Source organism: Streptomonospora alba, from assembly GCF_000826685.1.
In the GTDB taxonomy this organism is placed as follows: Bacteria; Actinomycetota; Actinomycetes; order Streptosporangiales; family Streptosporangiaceae; genus Streptomonospora; species Streptomonospora alba.
Genome location: NZ_JROO01000066.1, coordinates 1 through 10,589, shown reverse-complemented (window position 1 = coordinate 10,589; position 10,589 = coordinate 1). Strand labels below are relative to the sequence as shown.

9 protein-coding genes are annotated in these 10,589 nt (G+C 74.9%); 6 read left to right on the top strand and 3 right to left on the bottom strand.

Translation table 11 applies throughout. From position 1 onward, the window contains the following. The first annotated feature begins 81 nt into the window (after nucleotides 1-81). The gene (locus LP52_RS24875) at nucleotides 82-1,563 is read left to right on the top strand and encodes an aldehyde dehydrogenase (NADP(+)) (RefSeq protein ID WP_040276852.1); all 1,482 of its coding nucleotides are present in this window, start codon (nucleotides 82-84) and stop codon (nucleotides 1,561-1,563) included. A 109-nt stretch (nucleotides 1,564-1,672) separates the two neighbouring features. After that, nucleotides 1,673-2,395, top strand: a complete 723-nt coding sequence (locus tag LP52_RS24870; RefSeq protein WP_084723476.1) for a tyrosine-protein phosphatase — start codon at nucleotides 1,673-1,675, stop codon at nucleotides 2,393-2,395. A gap of 55 nt (nucleotides 2,396-2,450) precedes the next feature. Here the strand turns inward: LP52_RS24870 and LP52_RS24865 are convergent, their stop codons facing one another. Both LP52_RS24865 and LP52_RS24860 read right to left on the bottom strand, forming a co-directional pair. Next, entirely contained in the window at nucleotides 2,451-3,224 is a 774-nt protein-coding gene (locus LP52_RS24865; protein WP_040276850.1) for an IclR family transcriptional regulator, read from the bottom strand. 12 nt (nucleotides 3,225-3,236) lie between these two features. Beyond that, the gene (locus LP52_RS24860) at nucleotides 3,237-4,214 is read right to left on the bottom strand and encodes a sugar kinase (RefSeq protein ID WP_084723475.1); all 978 of its coding nucleotides are present in this window, start codon (nucleotides 4,212-4,214) and stop codon (nucleotides 3,237-3,239) included. Between the two features lie 217 nt (nucleotides 4,215-4,431). Between LP52_RS24860 and LP52_RS24855 the strand changes: the two genes are divergently transcribed. The 4 genes from LP52_RS24855 (at nucleotide 4,432) to LP52_RS24840 (ending at nucleotide 9,560) form a co-directional block, all read left to right on the top strand. After that, nucleotides 4,432-5,709, top strand: a complete 1,278-nt coding sequence (locus tag LP52_RS24855; RefSeq protein WP_040276849.1) for an amidohydrolase family protein — start codon at nucleotides 4,432-4,434, stop codon at nucleotides 5,707-5,709. 151 nt (nucleotides 5,710-5,860) lie between these two features. After that, nucleotides 5,861-7,192, top strand: coding sequence for an alanine racemase (locus LP52_RS24850; protein WP_040276848.1), 1,332 nt, complete (start codon nucleotides 5,861-5,863; stop codon nucleotides 7,190-7,192). Nucleotides 7,193-7,266: 74 nt separating this feature from the next. After that, a complete protein-coding gene (locus LP52_RS24845; RefSeq protein ID WP_040276847.1) occupies nucleotides 7,267-7,644 on the top strand; it encodes a RidA family protein in 378 nt (125 codons plus the stop codon). A 389-nt stretch (nucleotides 7,645-8,033) separates the two neighbouring features. Beyond that, the gene (locus tag LP52_RS24840) at nucleotides 8,034-9,560 is read left to right on the top strand and encodes a sodium:solute symporter family protein (RefSeq protein WP_040276846.1); all 1,527 of its coding nucleotides are present in this window, start codon (nucleotides 8,034-8,036) and stop codon (nucleotides 9,558-9,560) included. Nucleotides 9,561-9,686: 126 nt separating this feature from the next. Here LP52_RS24840 and LP52_RS24835 read toward each other — a convergent pair whose 3' ends face one another. After that, the gene (locus tag LP52_RS24835) at nucleotides 9,687-10,535 is read right to left on the bottom strand and encodes a DeoR/GlpR family DNA-binding transcription regulator (protein ID WP_052810250.1); all 849 of its coding nucleotides are present in this window, start codon (nucleotides 10,533-10,535) and stop codon (nucleotides 9,687-9,689) included. Nucleotides 10,536-10,589 lie beyond the last annotated feature (54 nt).

The window sequence follows — 10,589 nt, the reverse complement described above, 5'->3', positions numbered from 1 at the left end:
GCTCCCCGGGAGCGGCGCCGACGTGGTAGGACATGGACGGAAAGCGCATTCCCATCGCAGGAAGACACGAGGAAGCAGACGATGACCCAGACCGGCATTCGTGACACCACCGAGGCGGAGCTGGACCACGTATTGGAGTCGGCGGCCGAAGCGGCCGAGCCCTTCGGCGCCCTTGCCCCGCGCGAGCGCGCCGCCATGCTGCGCGCCGTCGGCGACGCCGTCGACGCCGCAGCCGACGAGCTGGTGCCCATCGCGCAGCGCGAGAGCCGCCTTCCCGAGGCCCGGCTCAAGGGCGAGCTGGCACGCACCACCTTCCAGCTGCGCCTGTTCGCCGAGGTGCTGGAGGACGGCGGCTACCTCGAGGCCACCATCGACAGCCCCGACCCCGACTGGCCCGTCGGCCCGCGTCCCGACCTGCGCCGCGTCCTGGAGCCGCTGGGCCCGGTCGTGGTCTTCGGGGCGAGCAACTTCCCCTTCGCCTTCAGCGTCGTCGGCGGCGACAGCGCCTCGGCGCTGGCCGCCGGCAACCCCGTCGTCGTCAAGGCCCACCCCGGCCACCCGGAGCTGTCGGTGCGCACCGGGGAGGTCGTCTCCGCAGCGCTGCAGAAGGCGGGCGCGCCCGACGGCACCTTCGCCGTGGTCCTGGGCCAGGAGACCGGGCGCCGGGCGGTACTGCATCCGCACACCCGCGCGGTCGGATTCACCGGATCGATCCCCGGCGGCCGGGCGCTGCACGACCTGGCCGCGACCCGCCCCGACCCCATTCCCTTCTACGGCGAACTGGGCAGCGTCAATCCCGTGTTCGTCACCCGCGCGGCGGCCGGCTCCCGCGCGGAGGCGGTCCTCAGCGGCTACGTCGACTCCTTCACTCTGGGTACCGGACAGTTCTGCACCAAGCCCGGCGTGCTGCTGCTCCCGGAGGAAACGCCGGTGGAGACCCTGGCCGAAGCCGTGCGCGGGCGCTCGGGGGCGCCGATGCTCAACGAGCGCATCGAGCGCGGGTTCGCCGAGGGCTACCGGTCGCTGGCCGACCACGACGCGGTCGAGGTCCTCGTCGAGGGCGGCCCGCACGACGGCGAGGACGGCACGACCCTGTGGACCCCGTCGCTCCTGCGCACCACCGCCGAACGGTTCCTGGAGAACTCCCAGGAGCTGCTCGAAGAGCGCTTCGGGCCGGTCTCGCTCGTGGTGACCTACTCCGAGCCGGCCGAGGCGGAGCGCGTCGCCGACATCCTGCCGGGCCAGCTCACCGCCACAGTGCACGGCGAGGACACCGACGACCAGGCCGGCCCCCTGCTGAACCGCCTGCGCCGCCGCGCGGGCCGAGTGCTGTGGAACGGCTGGCCCACCGGGGTCTCGGTCACCCACGCGATGCACCACGGCGGCCCCTACCCCGCCACGACATCGGTTCTGCACACCTCGGTAGGCAGCACCGCCATCCGCCGCTTCCTGCGCCCGGTGTGCTACCAGCAGGTCCCCCAGCACCTGCTGCCGCAGGCGCTCCGCGACGGCAACCCGCTCGCCGTTCCCCGCCGCGTCGACGGCGAACTGCGGCTGCCCTGAATCCGTCCCGCACCGGTACGGCCGCGCCCGGGGGACGCCTCCGGGACCGGCCGTACCGGGGTTCGGCGCGGACTCGACGGCGCGCGGCCGCGGCTTCATGCTGCCGCGTGTGCACAATCGCAGACGGCTCGGCTGGGACTGCTTCCACAACGCGCGCGACCTCGGAGGCCTGCCCGCCCGCGACGGGCGCACCACCCGGTACGGCGCCCTGTACCGCTCGGCGGCTCCGCTCTCGGCCACCGCGAAGGACTGGGAGCAGGCCCGCGCAGCGGGTGTCGGCACCGTCGTGGACCTGCGCAACGACGACGAGATCCGCCGGGCCGACGGCGCGCCCCCGCCCGATATCGCGCGTGTGGCGGTACCGCTCGACGACATCACCGACATCGCGTTCCGGGACCGCGTGGCAGGCGCGGGCATGGGCCGGGCCGGTCCCCTCTACTACCGGCTCTTCCTGGAGCACAAGGCCGACCGCTGCGCCGCGGTGATCACCGCGCTCGCCCGCGCCCGCCCCTCGGGTGTGCTCTTCCACTGCGCGGTCGGCCGCGACCGCACCGGGATCGTCGCCATGCTCCTGCTGTCCCTGGCGGGGGTCGAACCCGGGGCCATCGCCGACGACTACGAACGCACCACCGAAGACGCCCGGCCCCTGTTCGCCGCCATGGGCCGCGAAGACGAAGCCCTCGCGATCGAGGCCGGCCTCGCCGCCCGCGGCATGACGCTGCGCGCGGCATTCCTCGACGCCCTCGCCGATCTGGACGCACACGCCTATCTGCGCGATGCGGGCGTACCCGCAGCGGACATCGAGGCGCTGCGCTCGCGCCTGCTGGCCTGAGGGGCGGTGCGGCCGGTGCCGCCGGTCCCGGTCCGGCTCCGGCTGCTCGGGCGGTTCAGGGGGTGGAGGGCGTCCGCACCGCCGGTTCCCCTCGCCAACCCAGTTCCTCGCTGATGGCGGCGGCCGTTCGCGTGAGCGTGGGAACCAGGGCGAGCAGTCGGTCCCTGTCGACGACCACGTTGGGGGCCGAAACCGAGACCGCCGCCGCGACGGCCCCGGCGGCGTCGCGGATGGGGGCGGCCACGCAGTGGATGAACTCCTCGTGCTCGAAGTCGTCGAGCGCCCACCCCTGCCCGGCCACCTCGGCGAGGTCGGCGGCGAGGCCCTCGCGGGTGGTGCGCGTTTCGGCGGTGTAGCGGTCGTAGGGCGGCTCGCCCAGCAGTTCGTCGCGCTCGGCCTGGGGCATGTGCGCCAGGACGGCCTTGCCCACGCCCGTCGCGTGCAGCGGGGCGGGCGCGCCGATGCGGGAGTACATGCGCACCGCGTGGCGCGACTCCACCTTGTCCAGATAGACCATCGCATCGCCCTCGCGCGCCGCCAGGTGCACGGTGTGCCCGCAGGCGGCGCCGAGCTCGCGCAGGTGGCCCGCCGCGGCGGCGCGCACGTCGAGGCCCTCCAGCGCGATCTGGGCCAGGCCGGTCATGCGCGGACCGATCCGGTAGCGGCCGTCGTCCATGCGCCGCACGAACCGCTCCTCCTCCAGCGTGCGCAGCAGGCGCAGCGAGGTGGTGCGGTGCACGTCCAGACGCCGCCCCAGCTCGCTGATGGTCGCCGGACCGGAGGCCAGCTCGATGAGGATCTGCAGTGCGCGTTCGACGCTGCTGGACATACCCGGTCCCTCCTACGCTCCGGACCGCGCGTCGTCCTCGCGCGCGGCATGCGTGCGGGTCAGCGGCGGCCCCGCATGCACCGGCCCGCCGCCCCACGCCGACCCGTCGCCGGTGTCGGAGCGAGGCGGGATGTCGCCGGGCACCTGCAGCGCCGCCCCGGCCAGCCGGGCGCCCTCGGCCAGGCACTCCCGCACCTGCCGACCGGTGAGCAGCCCGTGCAGCACGCCCGCCGCGAACGCGTCGCCCGCGCCCGTGGGCTCGACGACGCCGACCGCCGGCGCGGGCTCGTGCCGGACCTCGGCTCCGCGGAAGGCCGTCGCGCCCCGAGCGCCCTGCTTGACCACGACCAGGTCCGGACCCTCCAGCAGGTCGCGCACCTCCTCGGGGGAGCCCGTGCCCCACAGTGCCGCGGCCTCGTCCAGCCCGCAGAAGACGACGTCGGCGCGCCGGGCCGCCTGCAGCACCAGCTCGGCCTCGGCGGGACCGTGCAGAGCGGGCCGGTAGTTGACGTCGAAGCTGCGCAGGGTCCCCGGGGCAGCGCCGTCGAGCAGCCCGTCGACGAGTTCGCGGCAGCTCTTCGAAAGCACCGCGGTGATTCCCGTGGTATGGACCAGCCGGGGCCGCAGGCCCCGGACCCGGGCGGCGTCGCGGCCGCCCAGCTCTGAGGCGGCCGAGCCGGTGCGGTAATAGCGGACGCGGGTGCCGCCGGCGCCGTCGGGTTCCTTGACGTAAAGGCCGGTGCGGCGCTCGGGGTCGGTACGCACCGAGCAGTGCACGCCTTCGGCGCCCAGCCGCGCCAGGACGTGGCGCCCGAACGCGTCGTCGCCCAGGGCACTGTGCCAGGCGACGCGGTGCCCGGAGCGCGCCAGGTAGACGGCGACGTTGGACTCGGCGCCGCCGATCTCCAGCCGGTATCCGGGCGCTGGGTCGCCGAGGGCGGCGGCGGTTCCGGGCTCGGGGGCACCGGCGTCGGGCACCAGGAGCGCCATGGTCTCTCCGACGCAGACCGCCTCGGCCCCGCCGGCGGCTGCCGTTCCGGCACCGGACCCGTGCTCACTGCTCACGCGGGACCTCCCGTCCGCTCCGCTCGGAGCGGCGACGTATTGACCTTGATCTCGACGGAATGCTAAGCAATCTGATGACACATACGCAACACTGCTGCGCACAGCGCAGCATCGACGCAGCGTCTATCCAGAGGGGGCCGGCATGTGGGATCTGCTGCTGCGCGGGGGGCGCGTCCTCGACCCCGCCTCGGGGCTGGACGCACTCGCCGACGTCGCGGTGCGCGCGGGTCGTGTCGCCGAGGTCCGCCCGCACGGCCCCGACGGCACGGGGCTGGACCCCGAGGGCGCCGCGACCGACGTCGTCGACGCGGGCGGCCGCCTGATCACCCCGGGCCTGGTCGACATGCACACCCACATCTGGCACGGCGCCACCTACTGGGGCATGGACCCCGACCCCACCGCCTGGCGCACCGGCGTCACCACCTGGGTCGACGCCGGATCCGCCGGCGCCTACAGCATGGACGGCCTGCGCCGCTTCGCCGCCGAGCCGGCGAGGGTCCGCGTGCACGCGCTGATCAACGTCTCGGCCGTCGGCCTGGTGGCCGAGACGGGCGAGCACCATGCGCTGGACAACCTCGACATCGACGCCGCGGCCGCCGTCGCCGCCCGCCACGGCGACTTCGTGCGCGGAGTCAAGGCGCGCATCGACGCCCGCACCGTCGGCGCCCACGGCCTCGAACCGCTGCGCCGCGCATCCGAGCTCGCCCGGCGGCTGGAGCGTCCGCTGATGGTCCACGTCGGCTACGGGCCCCCGACGATCGCCGACATCGCTCCCCTGCTGACCGAAGGCGACATCCTGACCCACTGCGCCTCGGGCTGCCCCTCCGACCTGGTCGCCGACGGGCGCCTGACCGACGCCGCGCGCCGTGCTCTGGACGCCGGCGCCGTCTTCGACCTCGGCCACGGCTCCGGCGCCCTGGCCTTCGACGTACTGGAAACCGAACTGGCCGCGGGTGTGCGCCCGACCGCCTCCTCCGACCTGCACGCCCGCTCGACGCACGGTCCCGCCTTCGACCTGCCGACCGTCATGGCCAAGCTGGTCGCCGCCGGTACGAGCCTGCCCGAGGCGGTCGCGGCCGCGACCGTGCGCCCGGCGCGCGCGCTGAGCCTGGACGCGGGCACGCTCGCGCCGGGCGCCGCGGCCGACATCGCCGTCTTCGACCTGGAAGAGGGCCGCTTCCCGGTCGTCGACGTGCACGGCACCGCGCGCGAGTCGCCGATCCGGCTCACCAACACGGCCACCTATGTCGGAGGACGCCTGCTCCCGCCGTGCTCTGCGGAGTCCCCGCCGCCGTGGATCCCCCTCAGCGAGGCCCAGCGCAGCGCCGAAGACGAGCGCGTGCGGCGCACCCGATCCGCGGTGCGCCGCCTGGAGCGCCCCGAGGACTTCGACGAGCCCTTCCCCCGGGCCGACGCATGAACCCCCGCGCCCGGCACCGCCCGAGCACCCGTGCCGGACCGCGATCCGGGCGCGCCCGCAGCAGCCGACCGTCGAACCCGCTGACAGGGAAGGAGGGAGACGGCGCGTACCCCGCGCACCGCACGCCCGGGGCGCCGCGCCGCCACACCCCATGACCGATTCCGCATCCGCCGGGACACCGCCCGGAAACCCGCCCTCGGCCCTCGCCGGAGCCGGCCTGCCCGCCGGCCCGCTGGCCGCGCTCGACGCCGAACCCGTCGAGGCACGCTCCCTGCCGCAGAGCCCGGTCAGCGCCGCGCAGGTCCGCTCGGCCGGGCTTACCCGCAGCGACCTGTGGCTGCCGGCCGTGGTTCTGCACGAGGACCCGCTGCGCCACAACCTCGACCGCTTCGCCCGCTGGTGCGCCGACCGCGGCGCCGCGCTGGCGCCGCACGGCAAGACCACCATGTCGCCGCACCTGTGGTCCTCCCAACTCGACCGCGGAGCCTGGGGCCTGACCGCGGCCACCGTCGATCAGGCCCGCGTGATGCGCCGGTTCGGCGCCCGCCGGGTGCTGATCGCCAACGAGGTCGTCGACCCGGGCCAGCTCGCCTGGCTCGCCGAGGCCCTGGCCGACCCCGGCTTCACGCCCATGTGCCTGGTCGACTCCGCCGCCGGAGCCGAGGCGATGGAGGACGCGCTGGCCGCGGCGCCGCGCCCGCTGCCCGTGCTGCTGGAACTGGGCGTGTCCGGGCGCCGTACCGGGGTGCGCGAGGCGGGCGACGCGCTGGCCCTCGCCCGCCGCGTGGTCTCCAGTCCGCGACTGGAGCTGGTCGGCGTCGAGGCCTACGAGGGCGTGTTCCCGCAGCGCCGCGACGGCGACGCGCCCGACCGCGCCCGCGCGTGGCTGGCGGTGCTGGCCGACGTCGCGGCCCGCGCCGACGCCGAAGGACTGTTCACCGCCGCCGACGAAGTGATCGTCACCGCGGGCGGCAGCGCCTATCCCGACCTCGCCGCGGACGCGCTCGCCTCCCTGCCCCGCCTGTCGCGCCCGCTGCGGCCGCTCGTGCGGTCGGGCTGCTACCTCGCCCACGACGACATGTTCATGGAGCGCGCATCGCCGCTGCGCAGCGGCGCCGACCCCGACCCGCTGCGGCCGGCGCTGACCTGCTACGCCCGTGTGCTGTCGTGCCCGGAGCCCGGCCGGGCGCTGCTGGGGGCCGGCAAGCGCGACGTCTCCTTCGACATCGACCTGCCCCAGCCCCGCGCGGTCCTGCGCGGCGGCGAACGCGTCCCGGTGGCGGAGGGCGTGCGCGTGGTCGAGCTCAACGACCACCACGCCTTCCTCGACGTGGACGCGACCGCGGGCGAGGCGGCGCCGCGGGTGGGCGACGTGGTGGAGCTGGGCCTGTCGCATCCGTGCACGGTCTTCGACAAGTGGCCGCTGATCCCGGTGCTCGACACCCGCGACCGGGTCGTCGACGCCGTACGAACCCTGTTCTGACCCGCGGGCCGGTGCACCGCCGGCCCGTGCGCCCACCCGGTACCCGTACAGCGAATAGAAAGGTCGATACAGCCATGGCCAAGCGCGTGATCAGCACGTCCGGCGCCGCCCCTCCCGGCGGCCCCTACTCCCAGGGCGTCGTCGCGGGCGACTTCGTCTACCTCTCCGGGGCGACCCCGCACCGCTGGGACCGCTCACTGGTCGAGGGGCCGTTCGTCGACCAGGCGCGCACCACGTTCGACAATCTCTCGGCGGTCGCCCAGGCGGCCGGTGCCGGCCTGGCCGACGCGGTCCGGGTCGGGGTCTACCTGCGCGACCTCGGCGACTTCGCCGCGATGAACGAACTGTTCGCCGAGTACTTCCCCAGCGAACCGCCGGCTCGCACGACGCTCCAGGCCGACCTGCCCGGCTTCGCCATCGAGATCGACGCGGTGCTCTACCGCCCGTCCTAGCCGTTCCCGCCGAGGCGGCGGTCCCGAACGGGACCGCGGCGGGACCGCCGCCCGGACACCCGGCCCGTCGCGGCCCCGTTCGGGACCTGCCGCGGCCGCGTTCGGGACCTGCCGCGGCCGCGGCGCATCCGACGGTAAACGGCGGCGGCGCGGGATCACCGGACGCGCGGCGTCACACAGCCCGCGCCGGGCACCGCCGTACCGGCCGCGCACCCCAGCGGCCCTCTCCCGCGCCCGCTCGGCTCCCTCACCCCTCCTACGGCCCCTCACCGGCCACCCCTTCGGCGCGGGCCGCTGCCACGGGCGCTCCCCGACACCCGGCAGCGGCGCCGTTCCCCGACCCCCTGTCCCCGGCCGTCCTGGCCGGGCTTCCGGCTCCGGAGGCAACGATGAACGACGGCAGTCCCCTTTACCTCGCATTCTTCCTGGGCGCCCTGGTCGTCATGCTCGGCATCGGCGTATGGGTCGCCCGCCGCACCAGCAGCGGCGAGGACTTCCTGCTGGCCGGCCGCAGACTCGGCACGCCCCTGCTGATGGGAACGACGCTGGCCACCCTGGTCGGCACCGGCTCCAGCCTCGGAGCCGTCGGCTTCGCGTATGAGAACGGCTGGGCCGGCGCCCTTTACGGCATCGGCGGCGCCGCCGGGGTCCTCGGCCTCGTGTGGCTGTTCTCCGACGTGCGCCGACACGGCTTCATGACCTTCTCCGAGGAGATGAGCTACTACTTCGGCGCCAGCCGGGTGATCAAGGGCGTCGTGTCGATCATCCTGCTGCTGGCCTCCGTCGGGTGGCTCGGCGCGCACATCATGGGCGGGGCGCTGTACCTGTCCTTCCTCACCGGCATGGACCCCGCGCTGGCCAAGGTCGTGGTCGCGCTCGGCTTCGGGCTCTACACGGTCATCGGGGGCTACCTCGCCGTGGTCGTCACCGACGCGCTGCAGGGCACGATCCTGTTCATCGGCTTCACCGTGCTGGCCGCGGTGGCCCTGGTCCACACCGGCGGCTTCAGCGGCGTCCAGGAAGGGGTTCCCGAGGCGGCGACGTCGATGCTGGGCGTCGAGGCGCTGGGCGTACTGCCCGCTGTGTCCCTGGCCCTGGTGATCGCGATCGGCGTGCTCGCCACACCGTCCTACCGCCAGCGCATCTACTCCGCCGCCGACGTCACCACCGTGCGCCGCAGCTTCGGCTGGGTGGCCCTGCTCTTCGCCGTCTTCGCCGTGCTCCCCGCCATCGCCGGGATGGCGGCCCGGACGATCGACCCGACGCTGGAGAACCCGGACGCCGCCTTCCCGATGCTGGCGACCACGGTGTTTCCCGTATGGCTGGGCGCGTTCCTGCTGATCGCCGGATTGTCGGCGACGATGTCCTCCGGGGACTCCGACGCTGTGGCCGGTGTGGCGATCCTGCTGCGCGACGTCACCCAGTTGGTCACCGGTCGGCTGCCGCGGGCCGAGAACATGGTGCGCTACTCGCGGATCGCGCTGGTGGGGGTGCTCGGCCTGGCGCTGGCGGGCGCGCTGCTGGCCGATACGATCATCGACTTCATCTCGCTGATGATCTCCACCGTGCTCACAGGTCTGCTGGTGGCCTCGCTGCTGGGCAAGTTCTGGCCACGCGCCACCTGGCAGGGCGGGCTGGCCGCCATGGTCGGCGGTTCCGCGACGGCGCTGGCGGTGCAGAACGTCGCGGCGTGGTCGGAGTTCTGGGGCAACCCCTCCATCCCGTCGCTGGCCGTGGCGCTGGTGGCCGGGGTGGCGGTCAGCCTGGCCACGCCCCGCTCCCGCGTGAGCCGCGAGGAGGCTCTGCGGCTGCTGGCCGAGGAGCGCGCCACGATGGACGTGGGCACGCACCTGCGGGCCGACGCCTCGGACACGGACACGGGCACGGAGCCGGAACCCCCGGAACCGCGCCCCTGAGACCCGATCCCCGCGGCCGGCGCCCCGGTGCTCCCCGCACCCCGGCGCCGGCCGCACCCGTTGCGGCGCGGCGCGGGGAGGCGGTCGTGTCGGTCCGGGCCGCGGACCGGCTCGGGTCCGCCGGCCTCAGCCGCTGCGAGGGCTCGGGGGGACGGGGGTGCCGCTTTCGGGGGGCGGCGGGCCGCTCTCGCCGGTCTCCTGCGGGCCGTCGGCCACGACGAGCCCGCCCACCTGCTCGGACACCTGGCGGCGTGCCCCCTCGTCCAGACCCGCGTCGGTGACCAGCACATCGCAGCGCCCCAGCGGCGCGATCGTGCACAGGCCGACCGTGCCCCATTTGGTGTGGTCGGCCACGACCACCAGCTTGCGCGCGGCCTCGACCAGCGCCCGGTCGGTCTCGCCCTCCATCAGGTTGGGAGTCGTCAGGCCCGCGCGCGCGTCCATCCCGTGTACTCCCAGTACCAGGGTGTCCAGGTGCAGGCTGCGTACGGCGGAGACCGCCAGCGGGCCCACGAGCGCGTCGGAGGGGGTGCGGAAGCCGCCGGTCAGCACGACGGTGTGATCGGTCCGGGGCGTGCGGTAGAAGACGTCGGCCACCCGCAGGCAGTTGGTGACCACGGTCAGGCCGGGGACGTCGCGCAGCCGGTGGGCGACGGCGCAGGTGGTGGTGCCCGCGGAAAGGCCGATGGCGCTGCCGGGCTCGATGAACCGGACGGCGGCCTCGGCGATGGCCTGCTTCTCGGCCTCCTGGCGGGCGGCGTTGGCTTCGAAGCCCGGCTCCTCGGTGCTGTGCCGGTGCGGCGCGACGGCCCCGCCGTGGACCTTGCGCAGCAGGCCGCGGGCCTCCAGTACGTCGAGGTCGCGGCGCACCGTCATGTCGGAGACGTCGAGGCTTTCGACGAGCTCGGTGACTCGGACCCCGCCGGAGCTGCGCACCTGGTCGAGGATCAGTGCCTGTCGCTGGGCGGCCAGCATCGCGTCCCCCGTAGTGGCCGGTCGGCACGGGACACGGTCGCGCGGCTTCGCGGG